This window comes from Archangium violaceum (genome assembly GCF_016887565.1).
Lineage (GTDB): Bacteria > Myxococcota > Myxococcia > Myxococcales > Myxococcaceae > Archangium > Archangium violaceum_B.
Map to the genome: position 1 here is coordinate 12,260,376 of NZ_CP069396.1, position 18,599 is coordinate 12,278,974.

The window sequence follows — 18,599 nt, forward strand, 5'->3', positions numbered from 1 at the left end:
GCCATGGGTCAGGACGCATCGACGAATCGACGCGGGTGGTGGGGCGGGCTGATCGCGGCGGTGGCCGCGCTCGTGCTGGTGGCGCTGCTGTGGCCACGAGGCGATGAGACCTCTCCACCTGTCGAGGGCGCACCCGCCACCCGGACGCTCGCGCCGGCCGATGCGCCGACCTCGCGGGCTCCGCCTCCTCTCGTGCAGCCGGTGATGAGCACGATGGCGGTGGCGGAGCCTGCTCCGGCCCAGGAGTCCACGCCTCCGGGGACGACTCCCGCGAAGCCTCCCGAGGCGCCTCCCATCGAATTGCCGCCGACGACACAGGTGCTCGCGGAGGAGTTCTACCCGGGGACGACGGAGTGGGAGGACGTCCCGGTGGACGAGTCGCACCAGTACAGCCTGCGCATCCTGCCGAAGCGCTACAACGTGGTGGCGCCGATGCCCATCGCGGTGCTGCTGGAGATCGTCGATCGACAGGGAAAGCGGCAGCCGCTGTCCAACCCGCATGTGCGGGTGCGCGCGCTGGATGATGCCTCGCGGCCGTGGATCGACGTGCCGGTGAGGGATGACGGCTCGGGCGCGGACGAGCAGGCGGGGGACAGGCAGTACACGGCCACGCTGCTACCGAACCGCGAGCAGAAGAAGCAGTTGTTGGGGCGGGTGCTCATCGAGGGCAGCGTGGAGGTACCGGGCGTGGGGACGAGGACGATTCCCTCCGGACTCATCTACACGGTGGGACCGCGCGCGAAGCTGACGGGACGGTGGAGCGACTCGGTGCGCGACGGAAACCTGGTGTTGGAGGCGGAGCTGGAGGTCGAGGAGCCGGGCCTGTTCACACTGATGGCGCAGATATTCGGACCGCACCAGGAGCCGCTCGCGTGGGTGAAGCAGACGGAGATGCTGGGGGCGGGCCGGGGCACGCTGAAGCTGGAGGTGTTCGGCAAGGTGCTGCACGACGCGGGCGTGGATGGCCCGTACCGCGTGAGGCAGGTGCTGTTGACGCGCGACTACGAGAACTCCAGTGACTACGACCCGGGAGTGACGATCGAGGAGGCGCACCAGACGAAGCCGTATCGCGCCCGGGAGTTCTCTCCGGACGCGTACGTGCCACCGCCGCGGACGGTGGAGGAGGTCACCGCGGAGCACCCATCGCAGAAGGACAAGCCGCCACCCGAGCGGACGCGGGACACGAGCAACACCGCGTCGTCACCGCAACCACCGACACAGGGAGACGCCGCGCCACGGCAGGCCGCGGATCTGGGCCACTGACCGTGGCATGCTCCCTCTCCCTCTGGGAGAGGGCTGGGGTGAGGGTATTGGGAACCCATCTGCGTCAAGACCTCGAGAGAACACGCTGAGTTACTCGAGCCTGTCCCTTACGCTCTGGATGAGCGTCTCCGCCTCGGGGTCGGGAGTCGACCTCCTGCGCTGCACTTCCTGGAGCAGCGCCAGCGCATGACCGAGCCGGTGCGAGACACCCACTGCGTCCCCGCGCTGCTGGAGGAGGTCCGCCTCCGCGCTCACCAGCTTCGCCAGCGCCTTGATCTTCTCCGGATGTCCGAGCAGCTCCGCCACCGAGCCCGCGTCGATGGTGATCAGCATCCGGTACTCCATGCCGAACAGCGACAGGCTCGTCTGGTGGATGAGATCGAGCGCCTCCTCCGTCTTCTGGCCCTTGCCCGCCTTCAGGATCGCGGCGAGCGCGGCCACCAGACGCTCGATCATGCGCTCGATGTAATCCTCGCGGATTCCAGCCATGGGGCACCGTTCCTCAGAGGGAGAGGCCCTCCACATCTGGAAGGCTCGTCAACGTAAGGGGTGTTCCTTCGTTGGCAAGCCGGGCCCGGTGGGAAGCCCGGTGAGCGCATACCCTCACCCCGGCCCTCTCCCAGAGGGAGAGGGTGCTCGCAACCCGAGTCCACGAGCTACCCTCACCCCGGCCCTCTCCCGGAGGGAGAGGGGTGTTCTGGCTCGGCTCAGCTCTTGTCACTCAGCGGAGGCGCGTCACGCCGCTCGCTCACACTCGAGTCGTCCGCTCCGTAGCCTCCAATCCCCTTCTCCTTGATGCGATCCTCCCCCACGTCCGCGTCCACGACATCCCGGCGCTCCGCGCCCTCGGCCTGGTGCCGGCTCTCGCGCTCGAGGTCCTTCGCGTTCTTGTCCAACCGCGGGTCCAACGTGCCCTTGTCCGCGTCGCCTTTGTTTTGCGCCATGACTCTCGCTCCCGTCGCCGGGGGCCCCGTGCGCCACCGCTCGAGGCCCGGTGATGAGGGAAAGGTCCGAAGCGTCCCAGCACCCGACAAGAGCCCTGTCCGCGCCCCGTCGCCTGCCCTCCTCCCATCCACGGGTCACGCGTCTACCGAGTGGGAATGCTCGCGTGATGCGGAGCTTCATTCCCCCGAGGGCGTCCACTCCATGGATGTGGGGTTGGGTTTGAAACCCATCGACTCGTAGAGGGGTCGGCCGTCCGCCGTGGCGTGCAGCAACAGCCGCCCCACACCCAGCTCGCGCGCGAAGCGCGTCAACTCCACGAACAGTGCCCGCGCGATGCCCCGCCCGCGCCACTCCGGCTCCGTGTACATGTTGAGGACGTACGCCTCCAGGCTCGCCAGGGTGTCCGGCATCGGCGGCCTTCCGAAGGGCAGCAGGCCACTGCACGCCACCACCCGGCCTTCCGCCACGCCCACCCAGGCATGGAAGCTCTCCGCGGGCAGCGCCTGCGCGAAGTAGCGCCGTGTGGCCTCCACCATCGGCTCCTCGTTCTTCAGCTTCTCCACCCCTCGCGTGCTGCGCAGCAGCTCCAGTCGCAGGCGGATGAGGTCGTCCACGTCCTCCACGCCCGCCTTGCGGATGCTCCACCCTGCTTGCATGCGACTCGTGCCTCCCGGCCTCTTGGGGCCCTCGAAGTGCTCCCCTTACCTCGAAGCCGGGTAGCTCGGACACGGTCTACATCTACTGCTCCGAAGCCAGGCCCAACTGGGCGTCCCAGCGCGAAGGCCGCAGCTGCCGCGACCCATATCGTCACGGTATCCGCGAGCCCCCTCTGCCCGCCCCCCCGCTCCCGGGTGAACCTCATTCAAACGGCGGCGGCACGAAGGGGAACTCGTCCACCGTCAACCGCGCTGGCGCCGGAACGCCAACGCCTCGACGGGGCGTCGGACGCGAAAGGCCGTTGATGAATACGGTCAAGGTCTTGTCAATGACATCTTCGTTCGGGAGGCGTCCCCCAACTCCCCCGCCAACCGCCCCGGTGAAGCGCGCGATTTCAATGCCAAGATAGCCGATCTGCGTGCTGGAGGGCTTCGTCGGTTGAGCCAGATCGACGATGAGGTAGTCATCCATCAGAAGCTCCACCCAGGGGTGGGGCGTGGGCCAATCAAGAACGGTCTTCGCCGTTGAACCTTCATCGAGCAGCTCGAACCCATCCAACCGCTTCAGCCCCCTCCGCAAATGATCCCGGTACTTCTCGACGTGGCTGGGGTTGAGCGCAAAAGTATCGTCCGCATTCCAGAGGTCCTTGACCTTGTCGTCACGCACCATGAACACGGTGATCTCCACCCTCCCCATCCGATCAATCCGCCGCATCGCTCCAGAATCGGGGTTCGAAAGGTCGAGCTCCGACAGCTCGGAGACAGCCGCGAAATACTGCGTCTCCGCCTTCGCGTCCTTCTTCACATTGGTGTCCCTCACGTACTTGTCGACACTCAGGTCCACGACGATGCTGAGGACATTCTTGCCGGCGAACGTATTCACGCCCGGCCAGTCTGTCCCACTGCTCAGGTCCGTGTCGCGCCAGACCGGCATCCGGACCCGGGCCCGGTCGGTGAACAACTGATCGGCCCTGGGCCCCGCGAAGACCATGAAGTCTGGATTGCCGCCCCCACTCGGATCCCGGGTGTTCACGCGGGTCTCCTGCAGAACGACTGGCGCCTCCTTTCCGATGAAATGCACGAACTTACAGTTCATGATCTGCATCTCACGGCCCGTCGCCCGGCAGTCGATCCTGAACTCCTCGTTCGACACCGTGGCCTTGAAGGGGGCGCTCTTGAATCCCGTCACGGGGCGGAACCTGAAACTGTAGTTCAATCCAGTGTCAAAGCGCTCGTTGGGCGTCGCGGAAGGATACGAGCTCAGGACGAGCGAGAGCCGCTTCTTGTTCTGCTGATCGAGCCTCGGGAAGACGAAGAAATCAGTGATATCCACCGCTGGACGGTCCTTCACGGCGGACCCGTCTTTATGATCGGCGGCCAGAGCACTTCCCCCCATCAATGAAACAAGGACAAGGGTGAGTGCTCGAAGCTCGCATCGGAACAGGCAACTTGAAAAGACACTCTTCATATTGCTCCTCCAGCGTGGAAAATGCCCAACGGCCGTGGGACACGGATTGCTACTGTTTCTTGACGCCCAACCGGCTCTTGACGCCCGGCCCGGCGGGCGCTGGAAGCTCGAAGGTGAGCGAAGCCCAGAGGCTCTCCCAGTCCATGCCGAGCTCCGCCGGTGCCGCGATCATGTGGGTGCATTTGACGAGCCACTCGCCCGCGCGGTCGAGCGTGAGCCGCACACGGCCCTCCCCATCGGTGCGGGCGGCGACAGTCTGTTTCGGCTCGGCACGACTGCGCGCGATGACCAGGCCATTGGCGAGCGGTTTCCCCTCGAACAGGACACGGAACGTCAGGTCCGTGCCCACGGCCACGAGGTACGGATTGGTCTCCGGCACGATCTCCAGGCGCAGTCCGGCGATGCGGTCATGGCCTTCTCTCGCGCCACCACCCACCTTGAGCAGGGTCTTCGCGCAACGCGAGTAGACCTCGAGGCTGCCCTTGCCGGTCTCCTGGCGCTCGGCGCGAAGCCGTGAGATGTGCTCCAGCCCCTCGGCCTTCAGGTAGGCCTCGAACTTCGCGGCCTCCATCGAGCTGAGCCGGCGCTTGCCGCGGTAGGCAACCTGGTAGATGCCATCCTTCGCGAGTGTCACGCGGCCGGCCGGCTCCTGTTGGTCCTGACCGGGTACGGGCTCCGTTCCATCGGGACCCATCAACACGAACTTCTCGATGAGAAAATTGTCACGCGGGGCGGCTTCCCCCTTGTACTCCTCCCCATAGCGCAACGAGAGCTCGACGGTCTCCCCCCTGGCCACGCGGAATCTGCCCGGATCGAGCCAGAAATCATGGGCCTGGGCCGCGCTCGCGGACAGCAGCGCCACGAGGCAGGCCGCGGCAAGGCGGATGGTCCTCTTCATTCTGCATGCCTCCTGCAATCATCGGGGCCAGGGCCCCGGGTACATGACCCTCAACGGGTGGGTGCCGCGCGGCGCTTCCAGAAGAGCTGCTCTCGAAAGCGACGCTCGTGGGCGTAGACCGCTTGCCGTTGTGCGACGAAGTTCCGGACCGCGCTCTCGACTGTCGCGGTGTAGCGGCGCTGGGGTTCGGGATTGCCCTCGCACGAGGCCAGGGCCGCCAGGGCGGCTTGCCGCCCACCCCACAAGGCGGAGGTCAACCCATGGGAGGAGAGCGGATCGAAGGCCGCCGCGGCATCGCCCGCCGCGGCCCAGCCCGGCCCGGAGACCGGCTCGAGCCAGGCCGTCCCCGCACTGGTGAGCCGCGCGGGTTCGCTGATGGCGTACCCGGCACTCTCCAGCCAGCGCTGGATGAAGTGTGTCTCGGCCGCCAGGGTCCGCCACGCGCCAGCATCTCGGGTCACCTCGCGCGGCATCAAGTCGGGATCCGTGAAGAACGCGAGGCTCAGCTGTCGACTCGGCAGCAGGGTGGCGTACCACCAACCCCCCGCCACCGCCTCGATGAGGGTCGCGGGCGTCGGCTCTACCGTTTCATCGTGCTGTGTCACGAAGTCATAGGCCGCCACCAACCGGTCGGCACGGCGCCGCCGGGCAACACGCCGGGCGAAGACCGCCGCCCGGCCGCTACAATCCAATACGAACCCCGCGTCCACCCGCTCTCCACCAGACAACGTCAGCGACCATCCGTCTCCGGCGCGGGTTGCGTCGGCGAGCGTGTCCGGCACCGTCTCCATTCCCTCCCGGGAGACGGCTTCGCTCAGCATCCGCTCGAATGCCCGACGGTCGATGACATGGCCCGGCCCCTCGGTATGAACGATGGAGTTGCGCTGGGCCAGCAGCGCCGTACCCCAGGCGGCGTAGGTGACGTGGGACGGGCGATGCGGTCCGGCCTGGAACGCATCGGTGAGTCCCAATTCCCGAAGCAGCGCATGGGCCGCCGGGGACAGGGACTCTCCCGTCCTGTGACTCTCTTTCGAGGGTGGCGCCAACACGATCACCGAGCGGCCTCGTCCGGCGAGTGACAGCGCGGCGGCGGCACTCGCGATGCCTCCCCCGATGATCGCGATATCGACCCTCGTCCCCACGATTATCTGCGCCTCAGTCCGCGGACAGGCGGTGTGGTGGTGGACAGATCCATGGAGCCGCGATCCACCTCGACATACAAGACCTTGGGTATCTCCTTGGGCCAGCTCGGATCGGCCGGGGCGGTCTTCTTCACCACGAAGCCCATGCGATCCCACAAGTAGACCATCCTGTTGAGCCCGTTGGTGTAGCTGGCATTGGCGTGGTACCCGATTCCCGCGACTCCACGCGACCACGAGACGCGGTTCTGGAAGAACTTCACCCGCTCGGCCGCCGACAGCCCGGTATTGAGGACCGAGAGGTAGAAGTCCTGCGGCAGGACATCAATGGGCAGGAGCGCGGGCCACCAGGTGGCGACGGGGAAGTCGTTGGAGATGTCGACGGAGGAGTCGTCGTTGCTGCTGTTGGAGAAGTTCACCTGCTGGCAACTGAAGGCATCGCACTGCCAGGGCAGGCCCATCCAGCGCGTGAGATCACCCGGCATCTGCGGGGCGACGGCCGGTGCGGTGCCCTGGTGGCCGCCGAACGCCTTGTCGGGGGTCAAGAGCAGTCCCAGGTTCTGGATGAGATTGGGGTTCCGGTTGGTGGCGAGCGCGATCCGGAAAGGACCCCGGAACAGCTCCTTGTGACGCAACGGCCAGGTCAGCTCCACACCGGGATGGAAGGCGCCGCCCGAGCAAGGCTCCAATGCGGCGCGGGTCAGCGCTTCGGGCTGTTCGGGGAGGGAGACCTGATTCAGGCGGGTGATCTCCTTCTTCGGGTTGGGGTTGAAATCGTTGACGAATTGACCCTCCGCCCATTTCTGGAGAAGCGCGTACTGCTGTTTGGGAATGCGGAACCACCTGACAGGCGAGTTGTTATAGTTGATGCCGTCGCCCAACATGTAGGGGAGGGCGTATTGCTGTATTTGATTCGAATTGGGATCGCGGAACTTCTCGAACACACTCTGCCGGAAGGCCTTGTTCTCGGGGCTCGGGTTCGCCAATTTGGCGATATAGGCCGGGTCGGAGAAGTTGCCGATCTTCATCCACCCCTGTTGCAGGTTGGCGGCGGCGGCAACCCACTCCATCAGGGCCATGCGCTGGAAGAACGGGTAGATGTACTTGCTGAACGACAACGGTAGCGCCGGAGGCTGTGCCCAACCGGCCTCGATGTTGACATCGGACATGACGTCATAGAGCGAGATGAAGGGCGGGATGTCCGGCGCGAAATCGGGGCCGCAGCACGCCACCCAGCCGTTCTCCGCATCCATCGTGGTGTCGTCCGACAGGCGCACCTTCGCCTGCACGACGCCATCGCACCAATCGTCATACCAGCCATCGTTGTCGGAGAAGTTGCTGATGGGGTTGTCCGGCAACGCCGAGTCCGAGACACCATCGCCAGGGAACACCAGCAGGTGACCCACCTCGTCGGTCCGGAGGTGGCCCAGCTTGACGTTCATCTTGCCCCAGAAACGGCCGACCATGTCGAAGTCCGACTTGTCCCCCTTGGTATTGGTATTGACGCCCGAGATCTTCTTCGCACCCGGGTCGATCACCAGCATCCTGGCGCGCTCGGCATCGTCGGTGATGGATTGATTGCGCAGTTGACCAGGAAGGCCAGGCGCCAGGTCGCCGTTGTCGAGCGGATTGTTGAAGCCATACCAGGCCGCTTTGGTGTTGGCGACGTGGACCGTCCACTCGATGGTGGTGCCATCGGTTGCGGTGATCTCACGGATGACCTCACCCGCCTTGTTGAAGGCATAGATGCGAAAGCGCTGGACCTGCTTCTTGATCTTCTGTGAGTCGTCTTTGTAGCGCCCGTCGGGCACCGGCGAGAGCCCAGGCACCTCTGGCGCCAGGAAGTAGTCCGGGCTGTTGCCTACGCGGCTGATTCCCAAGGGCGGATAGATCGCCAGGCGGGCGATCGTGGTGTCGGTAGGCGTCGCAGTGGCAGTGCGGGCCACCGCCGCTCGCGCGGCCATGGGCAGTACCACCGGTGAAAGAAGAGCACCCGCCAGGAAATCACGCCGCTTGATGTTGGCGGCGCCAGACTTCGGGTCATTTTCACTCATCGCATCCCCTCCCATTCACTCTGGGTGAAAGGACGGAGTGTCTAGGACAACCGCCTGTTCGACAGAGGAAATGGTAGGGAATGTATTGGGTACACGACACTTCGCCCCCTTGCGCATCAGGGCCCCAAGGTCCCCTGCAGGCCCAAGGAGGGCGAGGTGGAGATCAACGACGGGTGCTGGGTGGAACTCGCTCGGGAATCAGCCCCAGCCACGAGCACCCCGGTGTGTACCGGGGCCTTTCAGGCGGTACTACCCGTTGCGGCGGACCATCGCGACCTCGAGCTGACGGTCCGTGACGTAGCCAGTGGCCTGCTTGCCCGGGCGGTACATCTTCCCGTTGTCATCCACGTAGAAACGGTTGTTCGGGTTGGTGTCGGCGCCCTTGGCCGTCTGCGTCGTGCCCGGATCGTGGAAGGTGTAGTAGGTGCGGCCCTTGTCGTCGACGCCGCGGCCGGTGATGACCACGAAGTGGTCGGTGAGCTTGTCCGCGTTGTAGTCGGAGTCCTTGTGGCTCACGCCCACGACCACGGGCTTGCCCGCGTCGAGCTGCGAGTCGATGTACTTGCGGCCCTCGGCGGCCTTCTTCGGGTCCACCGTCACCTGGCCCTTGGAGTTCTCACCCGTGGCCACCTGGATGCGGTCGCCGGGACCCGTCACGTTGGCTCCGGCCGCCTTGGCCATGGCGACCGCCGCCTTGAAGCACGCGGTGTCGCTCGGGGTGTAGCCGTGGCCCCCCTCGAACTGGCTGTAGTAGGGAACCTTGACCTTCTTCGCCTCGGTCGAGCCCGGCTTCTCGACGGGGCCCGCGTCGGTCACCGGCTTGTCACCCGGCTTCGTGGAGGACGTCGTGCCACCCGCCGCCTGCTCCTTCTTGAGCTGGGCCAGGGCGTCCTTCGACTCGTTCTTGAAGCGGTTCGCCACGCTCTCCTGCACGTCGCGCGAGTTGCGGCGGAAGTGCACCAGCTCGCCGCCCTCGTTGCGGCGTCCGCGCTCGGCGTAGACGGCCTTGATGATCTCCTCGTCGCTCATCTTCGACGGGTCCTTGCCCTTGAGCGCGGCCTTGAAGATGTCGTCGGAGTTGTTGCGGTGCTGGACGGAGGTGGACCAGGCCACGTCCTGCAGCGTCTTCGAGCGCGTGGTGACATCCAGGCCGGTGGCCTTCTTGATGTCGGCGACCGCCGGGTCGTAGTGCGTGCGCTTGATGGCGTCGTGCTGGGCCTTGAAGAAGCCCTCCGGATCCTTCTTGGCCAGGTCCTTCCAGGCCGCGGAGAACTCGGCGCTGCCGGGCGTCTTGCCAGCCAGGGCCTTGTGGTACTCGGGATAGGTGTTCTTCAGCCCATCCACGAACTCCTTGGCCGAGCCCGACTTGCTGGCGAACTGATAGGAGCCGTAGGACACGCCCCCCGCGTCCCCCTTGCCCGTGGACACGGTGCCGGGACCGGTGGCCTCGTACTTGCGGCTCAGGCTGCCCAGGTCCTCGGGGACGCCGCCCCCCGGGGTGGGCTTCTGGCTGGACTGGGCGGGCTGATAGCTGTCCACCGGCGTCTGCGGCCGGGTTCCACCGCTGCCGGGCGTGGAGCCGGCCGGCTTCGCGTCGAAACCATCGGGGATGCGCAGCACCTGACCCGCGTTGATGCGATCCGGGTCCTTGAGCTTGTTGGCCTTCACCAGCGCATCGACCGTGGTGTTGTTGCGCTTGGCGATGGCCGTCAACGTGTCGCCCGACCGCACCTTGTAGCTGCTGACGCTCGTCATTGTCCGCCCCCGTACCGTGGGCTCGCGGCCCAGGGTTCGCTCAACATGTCGTCGAGAACTTCCCCCTATTATCGCCCAACCCCGGCGGTGGTTGCGTGAGCGGGAATTTCCGGGAGCGACCTGGAGGGAACGACGATGAGTAGGCGAGCGGTGCTGGGCCTGACGGTGGTGGTGTGGGCGGCGGTGGCCGTCGCCCAGCCGGCGGAAGACATGACGGGCGTGTACCGCAAGGACGGCGGGGAGCTGGTGGTCCTCCAGAGCGACAAGGAGACGCTGCTCTACTACGGCGCCGGCTTTCCGCAGGGGCAGAGTGTGGGCACATGTGAGTGTCCCCTGATGCTGCAGCGGAAGGAGTCCGCCACGCGCTGGAGCCTGAAGAGCACGGACGCCGACGACACGTGGACCCTGCGTCTGGAGCCCGGCCAACTGGTGCTCGAGGACGGGAGCCCCGAGTGCTGCGGCGCGGGGTGGCCCGGAAGAGACACCTTTCCACGCAAGGCGGCGACACCTCCCCAGAGCTGCAAGGTGACGGCGCCGCGCGCATACTTCCACGGCTCGGACGCGAGCAACACGCAGCGCAAGGCCTTCGTGGTGGCGGGGGACACGGTGCAGGTCTACGTGCCGCCCATCGAACCGGACCTGGTGCCCGCGCGCTTCGTGGGACCGAAGAGCAGCACGGTGGGCCTGTTGCGCCGAGATCAGCTCGACTGCAAGGCGCAGGGTCGCGACGCATCGGCCACACCGGCCGTGGACGTGAAGCCCATCGCCGGCCGCTGGGTGCGGGTGCAGCGCAACGGCAAGGAGTATGTCATCGAGCGCCCCTGCTCGGCGGAAACTCCCGCCTTCTCCCTCCAGGCCAACGGTGCCATGCAGGTCGAGTACGGCCAGGAGGGCGAGCAGGTGAAGGTGACGGGCCTCAAACCCGGCAAGTCCGGCGCGTACACCCTGGAGGTGACGAGCTCCAGTGGCTCGCGCGAGACGCTGGAGTGGACGGTGGCCGACGCGAAGCGGAACATCATCCGGCTCAAGGGCGGCGGGAACTTCTTCCAAGACGGCCCGCTCTTCGTGCGCGAGGACAAGAAGGGCTCCATCCCCGTGCGCGCCGAGAAGTGCGACGAGTACGAGTAGGGTCTCCTGTACGCGTGGCCTACTGTCCCGCTTGCTGCACGGCTTGCTTCACGCTGGACAGAATGGCTTCCGCAAACGGCTGCGTCATCAACCCCGTACGTTGTTGGCGGTCCGCGGCGGTGGGGTGCAAGGGGAACTTGGCGCTATTCAAGGAGCGCGACATTCCGCCAAAGCTCTCCACATTGCCTTGGTTCCCCTTGGTGACACTGAAGCCCACGAAGCGCTCCCGATGTGCATCGGTCAGGGTTTCAGGGTGGATGATGAGACCGACAATCTGCAGATGGCTGGCCCCATCTGCTTGCAGGATGGGATGGGCGGGGTTGCGTTGATTGTGTGCGATAGGAGGGGCTGACATCACCCCGCCATTCAAGGTGCGCACATGAGCCAGCTCGTTCGGATAGGGCTGGGCATTCGGATTCCGGCCGAGGTCGGGCGTCACGGGGAACAGGTAGACCCTTCCCGTCTGGAGGTCCATTGCGCCCGTGAAGGTGTTTCCCGCGGCTCCATTGCGGAAGTTCTCCACGGAGAGAGGATCCACGGAAACCTCCGCGGGGAGGCGCGGTTGCCGGGAAACCTCCTGCGGCGCGACGCACGTCGCGCTTCCCCCCAGTCGCATCTGCGCGAACTCATTCGCATTCCGGCGTGTTGCCACGAAGGCATCGCCCCCTCCTGAGGGTTGCACGGTTCCAGCGCCCTGTACGCCCTGGGTGGAGGTTGCCTGGGTCTGCTGTGTCGAGGTGCCCGGCTGTGTCGCGCCGGTCTGCTGTTGCCCGACCTGCTGATTCGCCGTCTGCTGAGGCCTCCTCGAAGGAATACCTGGGATCGTCATGTTCCGTTCGCCTTCCGTTGTGGGCGCCCCGTGTCTTTTCCTTGGACGGTCTTCCGAGATGGCGCCCCATCTCGGCCCGCACCACTCATTTGTAGCGCGAGGGGTTGGACTTGCTCACGACAAATCCCGAGGGCAGGCCAGACTCCGGCGCAGTGGTGCGCCGCAACGGCAGCAAGTCGAACGGAATGGCAACGACTGTGTTGATGCCCTGGACCTTCTCTGGCACGGCCCGCAGCGACTCCATGCTGAACCCGTGCTTGGGGACGATGACGACGACGTGCTCTCCCGCCTTGTTCACGCCCGTGCCGATGCGCTCGATACCCTTCACATTGGCCAGGAGCTGGTGTGCCTCGGCCACGGCCCCCATGAGGGCCGAATCTCCGGCCGAGGCCCCCTGAGGAGCGGGGGGATGTTCTCGCAGGTACGTTCCCGCGGGCTTGCCCGTGCCGAGCACGAGCCGTGCGTCCACCCGAGGTGGAGACGGTGAGCGGACAGGGGCGGCTGGAGTGGAGCCCTTCGGAGCCGTTACCTCTCGGGACCGCTGAGCCTCCCCCGCCTTGAGTGGGGACTCGTAGCTGTGCCGCTGGGGAACGGCCTGCGCCGTCTTCTGCTGCGCGGCGGTGAACTTGTTCCCCTCCTGCTTGAGCTGCTGGAACTCCTGGCGGTCCTTGCGCCGGAGCTCCTCGAGCTGGCGCAAGGCCTCTTCGCTCGGGTCCTTCCGCCTGTCCCCGTGGTCGTGCTGCCCGAGAGACATCCCTGTCTCATGAGCGAGCTCTTCCCCCTCTTCCTCGAGCTGCTCGGGGGAGATGTGGGCGGCCCTGCTGGACTGCGCCCGGTTCGTGCGGCTCCGTTCTCCTGGCCGCTGCGGCCCCCGCGTCGAGTTGGGGGGACGAAACACTGGAGGGTGGGTAATCTTCGTCACGGTGTGTGCTAGCTTAGAGGATTCCATGAGTGGAAACCACGGTGGTGTCGACTACGACTACGGCTACTGCCCCTGCACCGGGACATACGAGCATCGCTTCATCGAAGTGGAGATGTCCGTGGCGCAACGCAACGTCGTGATCAAGGACATCCCTCAAGGGGAATGTCCCATTTGCGGTTCGCAGGTCTACAAGATGCAGGTCATGGAGCGCATCGAGACCTTGATGAGAGCGGAGCGCTCCTCCGAGCGCACGTAGGGGGTAGAGAATCCAAGGATTCTTGCTCTCCAATGGGATGAGAACCCTCAGAACAGGCGTGGCCTGCCACTGACGATTCGGGGACAGGTGTACCTGAACACGGGCCTTCAACCACATCCATCAGGCCTTCGCCGGACGCGAGCTTTTGGACACCCAAGCGCATCTGGAAGACCCCGGCTGCCCCCGCCGCGCTGCGCTGATTGTAATTGAGTTCGAGCTTGAGCTCCTGCTTGAGCTCCTCCACGGGCTTGAAGCTGAAGAACTTCCGCAGTTCATTCAACGCCTCGCGCTCGTCGGCCACCGAGTTGAGGTCGACTTCCGCTTGAAGCTTCTGGTCCTTCGTCTTCGCCGCTTCGAGTGACCCTCGGTAGCCCGGGCGGCTGCTCGCTCGTGAATCCTGCTGGTCGAGCAACGCCTGATGCTTCTTCCTGGAGCTTGCGAGCTCCTTCTCGGCGACGGCCTTCCTCTCCTTGGCGCTCCCATGAGCGGTCTGGGCTTTCTGGAGCTTCGTCCCCTCCGCCTGGGCCTTCCGCGACGCGTCGAGCACGAGCGTGAGGGCGGCCAGGGGCAGCCCCCTGCTTTCGGGGATGAATGAGGGAGGGGCGCGGCCGGCGTCCCAAAACGACGGTCCCAATAATCCCGGCCCGGGACCATCATCCGCCAGCCGACACGTTCGGAGAGCACAGCGCCCATTGGTCCACAGAACCTCCGTTGACGCTGAGAAAGTCGGCTTCGTCCCGCGTATCCGGCTTCATCGTTTGGCGGACAAACCCTACTGTGGAAGAAGAGCCAGTCCCCCACTCGTACACGCATCCGTGCGGCTCTCCGGGAGCGCCCCATCGCGCCCGGTCCACCCCGTTCTCCGCAAGGGTATGCCATGCAAGATCGAGTGGTCGTGGTATCTCGTCACGTGAAGGACGCTCCGGTATTCCGCCGGGCGCTCCTGGGTGCGGTCGTCCTGCTTTCCGCCTGCGGCCCCGTGACCCCGCCCGAGGAGCCCCAGGAAATCGCCGCCCATCAGCAGACGCTCTACGAGCTCAACGGGCTGTCGCCCAACGGCCTGGCCTTCAACGGCCTGGCCTTCAACGGGCTCGCCTTCAACGGCCTGGCCTTCAACGGGCTCGCCTTCAACGGCCTGGCCTTCAACGGCCTGTCCACCGCTGAGTTCTCCTCCTGGTTCCAGGCGGATCCCGCCCTGGGCAACATGGTGATGAAGTACGTCGTCGCGTGTGCCTTGCCACCGGGGGAGACACGCAGCCATACCCCTCCTGACTCGAACATCACCTATACCTGGACGGGCAACCTGGGGCTGGCGCCAGACTGGGCCAATGGCGCGCCGGCCTCCCTGGCCGAGCAGCAACTCATCTCCGCGTGCCTGGCGGCCCACACCAACAAGTTCGGTGTCCGCGTACCCATCTCCGTGCTGGGGCGCACGGGACTGGGCGAGGCCATCCCCTACACCAGGCAGGAGTTGGAGGACTTCGCGGAGAAGGAAGCCTGCTTCTTCGGCAACCTCTTCACGGGCGAGGGGATCTACGTCGGCAACGACGGGCGCATGCTCCACCACAACAACAGTTCCTCACGCGCGTGCGCCCGCTCGGACGAGAAGGAGGATGAACGCCAGCCCTGCATGCCGATCGTCCGTGTTCATCACAAGTGCGACAAGTATTGCGAGAAGGACAAGGAGAAGGACTTCTACGCGCAGTGCACGTACAAGGGAGTGACCTACCAGGCCATCACCACGCGCATGCGCAAGGATGACGTCTTCAAGTGTGGTGACGGGGTGTGCCAGTACACTGAGTCCTGCGGCACGGGCGATAACCCGGACGACTGCAAGGACTGCGGCCCCTGCCCCGCGCCCTGAGCCGTGTGGTCCCGAGCCCCGCGTCCACTCGTCTGGGGTATCGTGGGCTACAACCTGGTGAGGTCGGAATGACGGACGTAGTGATACGACGTGCCTGGAAGAGGATGGAAGATCCTCATCAGGTGGAGGCCCTGTTTCAGGCCGCCTGGGCTTTCAAGGAAGCCAACGCCCCCCAGGCCATCTACGCCGTCAATCCAAACTATCACGAGTGCCTCAGGCGCCCCACCATGGCGGAGTCCTTCGGTGCCCACGCCCGGGAGGCCTTCGAGGTGAAGAACCTCCTCTTGACCGTCATGAGGAGCAGCCGCGACTGGGTGGCATTCATCTCGCGGTCGACGGAGCATTCGATTTCGAGTGCTCCAGATTTCATCACGCTGCCGGATCGGCAGCTGATGGGACAGTTCTTCGACCCCGTGATTTTCGACCATCCCTGGGTCGACAACACCATGCGGATGCCCGGGCTGCCCTTGCAGCCCAGCGATTGGGTCATCGAGCCGCTATCAGGTGACCCGGACGACACGCATTTGTTCTTCGACCGGGAAGGTCAACGGCTGCTCCTCTTCGAGGGTCAGCAGTCCCGCCTCGAATTCCATGGCTTCTCTCCGCCGATTCCCGACCGGTTCTCCTGGCTCAGGCCTGGCTTCACCGGGGCGGTCGGGAGTGGATGAAGTCCCCTTCGTGCCGCCGCCGTTCGAATGATATCCACCCGGGAGCTGCATCAGACCCGCTCCTTGGTGGCACATGCGTAGAGTCCTGGTGATTGGTTCGGGTGGGGCGGGGAAGTCGACCTTCGCCACCCGCCTCGCGCAACTCACCGGGTTGCCACTGGTTCACCTGGATGCGCTGTACTGGAAGCCCGGCTGGGTGGAAACCCCCAAGGAGGAGTGGTCGCGAACGATGGGGCAGCTCATCGCGGAGGAGCGGTGGGTCATGGATGGCAACTATGGAGGCACGCTCGAGCAGCGGCTCGCGGCGTGTGACACCGTGGTCTTCCTGGATCTCCCACGTACGGTCTGCCTCTGGCGCGTCATCATGCGGCGGGTGCGATTCCACCGGAGAGCCCGGCCCGACATGAGCGAGGGATGCCCCGAGCGGCTCACCTGGGAGTTCGTCCGGTGGATCTGGACGTACCCCGCGGAGCGGAGACCCAGGATTCTGCAACGGCTCTCCAAACTCGAAGCCGGACAGCGGGTCTTCGTGCTGCGGTCCTCCTCCGAGGTCGAGAAGTTCCTTCGGGAACGGTCTCGCCAGCCGGCCTGACCCCAGGGGCTCCACGTCCCGCGGCTTCGGATAGGCTCGGATGAACCCGTGGTGCGCACGTGAAGGGAGAACGATGAGCTACGTCGATGGTTTCGTGTTGCCGGTCCCGAAGAAGAACCTGGATGCTTATCGACGCCTGGCGCGCAAGGCCGGGAAGATCTGGCGCGAGTACGGCGCCCTGGCGTACATGGAATGCGTCGCGGACGACGTCACGCCCGGAAAGCTCACTTCGTTCCCGAGGAGCGTCAAGCTCAAGCCCGATGAGGTCGTGGTCTTCTCCTGGATCGTGTACACGTCGCGAGCGCATCGCGATCGCGTCAACAAGAAGGTCATGGCGGATCCTCGCTTGAAGATGGACCCCAAGACGATGCCGTTCGACGGCAAGCGGATGATCTGGGGCGGCTTCAAGGGCCTGGTCGAGCTCTGAGGATGCGCCTGGCGGTGACGTATCGGAGAGTTCGAACACGACCCGCTCGAACCGCGGCATCGATGGCATCCACGGGTTGTGCGGCCGCCAACGCCTGCCCCGCGCGCGTATGGCCAAGGTGCGCGTGACCGGACAGGGTTGCGCACATGGTCCACGCCCCGGAGACCGTCAGCTATTCGAGTGCCCGCGGCCGCGGCGTGCTGCTCGCCAGCGTGCTGGGCAGCAGCATGGCGTTCCTCGACTCCACCGCCGTCAACGTCGCCCTCCATTCACTCGGCGAGGAGCTGGGCACCGGACTGTCCGGCCTGCAGTGGACCGTGGATGCCTACCTGCTCGCCCTGGGTGCGCTCGTCCTCACCGGGGGCGCGCTCGGGGATGCCTTCGGCCAGCGGCGCATCTTCCTCACCGGGCTCGGCGCCTTCGCCGTCACCTCGGGGTTGTGTGGAATCGCCACCAGCGTGGGCTTGCTCGCCGCCGCGCGCGCCGCCCAGGGCCTTGGAGCCGCGCTCCTCGTCCCCACCAGCCTCGCCCTCCTGCGCACCTCCTTCTCCGAGGAAGACCGGGACCGCGCCGTCGCGGCCTGGGCCGGACTCTCCGGTGTCAGCACCGCCATGGGACCCCTCCTGGGAGGATGGCTCATCGGTGTCTGGTCGTGGCGCGCCGTCTTCTTCCTCAACCTTCCCCTGGCCCTGCTCGCCGCCTGGGCCGGCCGCCGCTTCGTCCCCACCATCGAGCCTGGCCGCTCGGTGCGCGAGTTCGATGGCGGCGGCGTCCTGAGTGTCACGCTCGGGCTCGGGGGCATTGTCTTCGCCCTCATCGAGGGCCCCGTGCAGGGGTGGTCCATCCTGTCCGTCGCCTCCGGCCTCGGGGGAGTCCTCGCGCTCGGGCTCTTCGTCCTGCTCCAGGCGCGCGGCGGGCATCCCATGCTGCCCCTCGGTCTCTTCCGCTCCCGCGCCTTCCGCGGCGCCAACCTCACCACCCTCGCCGTCTACTTCGCGCTCGGCGGCGCCACCTTCTTCATCGTGCTCGCGCTCCAGCAGGAGGTGGGCTACTCGCCCCTGGAGGCCGGCGCCTCGCTGCTCCCCATCACGGTGCTGATGCTCCTGCTCTCCCCTTTCGTGGGCGGGCTCGCGCAGCGGCTCGGCTCGCGCGTGCTCATGCTCATCGGGCCGCTCGTCTGCGCGGTGGGGCTCGCCCTGTTCACTCGCATCGAGCGCGGTGGGAGTTACGTGGACTCCGTCCTCCCGGGCGCGGTGGGACTGGGGCTCGGGCTCGCGCTCACCGTCGGGCCGCTCACCGCCACCGTGCTCGACAGTGTCGCCGGGAGCCAGGCAGGCATCGCCTCGGGATTCAACAACGCGGTGGCGCGCATCGCGGGATTACTGGCCGTGGCACTGCTCCCCGGGGTGTGCGGGCTCACAGGCCGCGTCGGGGCGGGCTTCCTCGCGGGCGTGCATCGCGCGCTCTGGCTCTCCGCCGCGCTGTGCGCGGTGGGCGGGGTGTGCGCCTGGGTGCTCATCCCAGGCGGGAAGCACGGGGACGCATCGAGGCCCAGGTGAGCGGCGGCCTGGGGCTGAACTGAAGCTCTCCGAAAGTGGTCGGGGCTCACGGGTGGAGGGACTGGGGCGGACGGCTCCGGTCCTTCGAGACCGGCAGGTAGCACCTGCCTTGGTACTCGGCCTGGTCCTCCTTGAAGGCGGCGGGAATCGAATCCGCCGCCTGGAGCCTCGAGCAA

The 18,599-nt window shown here is 66.0% G+C and carries 19 protein-coding genes; 9 read left to right on the plus strand and 10 right to left on the minus strand.

Annotation, left to right across the window (positions count from 1 at the left end; all coding sequences use genetic code 11):
• Nucleotides 1-3: 3 nt before the first annotated feature.
• Entirely contained in the window at nt 4-1,263 is a 1,260-nt protein-coding gene (locus JRI60_RS48925) for a hypothetical protein (RefSeq protein ID WP_204222961.1), read from the plus strand.
• A 90-nt stretch (nt 1,264-1,353) separates the two neighbouring features.
• Here the strand turns inward: JRI60_RS48925 and JRI60_RS48930 are convergent, their stop codons facing one another.
• From JRI60_RS48930 to JRI60_RS48965, 8 genes are all read right to left on the minus strand, one after another.
• The gene (locus JRI60_RS48930) at nt 1,354-1,752 is read right to left on the minus strand and encodes a hypothetical protein (RefSeq protein WP_204222963.1); all 399 of its coding nucleotides are present in this window, start codon (nt 1,750-1,752) and stop codon (nt 1,354-1,356) included.
• Nucleotides 1,753-1,970: 218 nt separating this feature from the next.
• Complete coding sequence (locus JRI60_RS48935; RefSeq protein WP_204222964.1) at nt 1,971-2,207, minus strand: hypothetical protein; 237 nt, start codon at nt 2,205-2,207, stop codon at nt 1,971-1,973.
• Between the two features lie 177 nt (nt 2,208-2,384).
• Nucleotides 2,385-2,864 (minus strand): GNAT family N-acetyltransferase, encoded by a 480-nt coding sequence (locus JRI60_RS48940; RefSeq protein ID WP_204222966.1) that lies wholly within the window; start codon nt 2,862-2,864, stop codon nt 2,385-2,387.
• A gap of 202 nt (nt 2,865-3,066) precedes the next feature.
• Nucleotides 3,067-4,332 carry a DUF4331 family protein gene (locus JRI60_RS48945; protein WP_204222968.1) on the minus strand — a complete coding sequence of 422 codons (1,266 nt, stop codon included), beginning with the start codon at nt 4,330-4,332 and terminating at the stop codon, nt 3,067-3,069.
• Between the two features lie 49 nt (nt 4,333-4,381).
• Nucleotides 4,382-5,230, minus strand: coding sequence for a DUF4198 domain-containing protein (locus tag JRI60_RS48950; RefSeq protein WP_204222969.1), 849 nt, complete (start codon nt 5,228-5,230; stop codon nt 4,382-4,384).
• A gap of 50 nt (nt 5,231-5,280) precedes the next feature.
• The gene (gene goxB, locus JRI60_RS48955; RefSeq protein ID WP_204222971.1) at nt 5,281-6,372 is read right to left on the minus strand and encodes a glycine oxidase maturase GoxB; all 1,092 of its coding nucleotides are present in this window, start codon (nt 6,370-6,372) and stop codon (nt 5,281-5,283) included.
• 2 nt (nt 6,373-6,374) lie between these two features.
• Complete coding sequence (gene goxA / locus JRI60_RS48960; protein ID WP_204222973.1) at nt 6,375-8,423, minus strand: CTQ-dependent glycine oxidase GoxA; 2,049 nt, start codon at nt 8,421-8,423, stop codon at nt 6,375-6,377.
• A gap of 249 nt (nt 8,424-8,672) precedes the next feature.
• Nucleotides 8,673-10,178 carry a LysM peptidoglycan-binding domain-containing protein gene (locus JRI60_RS48965; RefSeq protein WP_204222975.1) on the minus strand — a complete coding sequence of 502 codons (1,506 nt, stop codon included), beginning with the start codon at nt 10,176-10,178 and terminating at the stop codon, nt 8,673-8,675.
• Between the two features lie 135 nt (nt 10,179-10,313).
• On the opposite strand from JRI60_RS48965, the gene JRI60_RS48970 reads away from it, so the two are divergent.
• Nucleotides 10,314-11,306 carry a hypothetical protein gene (locus tag JRI60_RS48970; RefSeq protein WP_204222977.1) on the plus strand — a complete coding sequence of 331 codons (993 nt, stop codon included), beginning with the start codon at nt 10,314-10,316 and terminating at the stop codon, nt 11,304-11,306.
• Between the two features lie 19 nt (nt 11,307-11,325).
• Here JRI60_RS48970 and JRI60_RS48975 read toward each other — a convergent pair whose 3' ends face one another.
• Entirely contained in the window at nt 11,326-11,829 is a 504-nt protein-coding gene (locus JRI60_RS48975; RefSeq protein ID WP_204222979.1) for a hypothetical protein, read from the minus strand.
• Nucleotides 11,830-12,220: 391 nt separating this feature from the next.
• Complete coding sequence (locus JRI60_RS48980) at nt 12,221-12,889, minus strand: hypothetical protein (protein WP_204222980.1); 669 nt, start codon at nt 12,887-12,889, stop codon at nt 12,221-12,223.
• A gap of 193 nt (nt 12,890-13,082) precedes the next feature.
• On the opposite strand from JRI60_RS48980, the gene JRI60_RS48985 reads away from it, so the two are divergent.
• The 7 genes from JRI60_RS48985 (at nt 13,083) to JRI60_RS49015 (ending at nt 18,423) form a co-directional block, all read left to right on the plus strand.
• Nucleotides 13,083-13,313: a hypothetical protein gene (locus JRI60_RS48985; protein ID WP_204222982.1), complete on the plus strand. Its 231-nt coding sequence runs from the start codon at nt 13,083-13,085 to the stop codon at nt 13,311-13,313.
• 145 nt (nt 13,314-13,458) lie between these two features.
• Complete coding sequence (locus JRI60_RS48990) at nt 13,459-13,674, plus strand: hypothetical protein (RefSeq protein ID WP_204222984.1); 216 nt, start codon at nt 13,459-13,461, stop codon at nt 13,672-13,674.
• 618 nt (nt 13,675-14,292) lie between these two features.
• The gene (locus JRI60_RS48995; protein ID WP_239470183.1) at nt 14,293-15,177 is read left to right on the plus strand and encodes a hypothetical protein; all 885 of its coding nucleotides are present in this window, start codon (nt 14,293-14,295) and stop codon (nt 15,175-15,177) included.
• A 68-nt stretch (nt 15,178-15,245) separates the two neighbouring features.
• The gene (locus JRI60_RS49000) at nt 15,246-15,845 is read left to right on the plus strand and encodes a hypothetical protein (RefSeq protein ID WP_204222985.1); all 600 of its coding nucleotides are present in this window, start codon (nt 15,246-15,248) and stop codon (nt 15,843-15,845) included.
• A 73-nt stretch (nt 15,846-15,918) separates the two neighbouring features.
• On the plus strand, nt 15,919-16,437 hold the full coding sequence (locus JRI60_RS49005; protein ID WP_204222987.1) for a DNA topology modulation protein: 519 nt from the start codon (nt 15,919-15,921) through the stop codon (nt 16,435-16,437).
• A gap of 73 nt (nt 16,438-16,510) precedes the next feature.
• A complete protein-coding gene (locus tag JRI60_RS49010; RefSeq protein WP_204222989.1) occupies nt 16,511-16,864 on the plus strand; it encodes a DUF1428 domain-containing protein in 354 nt (117 codons plus the stop codon).
• A 146-nt stretch (nt 16,865-17,010) separates the two neighbouring features.
• Nucleotides 17,011-18,423 carry an MFS transporter gene (locus JRI60_RS49015; RefSeq protein WP_204222991.1) on the plus strand — a complete coding sequence of 471 codons (1,413 nt, stop codon included), beginning with the start codon at nt 17,011-17,013 and terminating at the stop codon, nt 18,421-18,423.
• Nucleotides 18,424-18,599 lie beyond the last annotated feature (176 nt).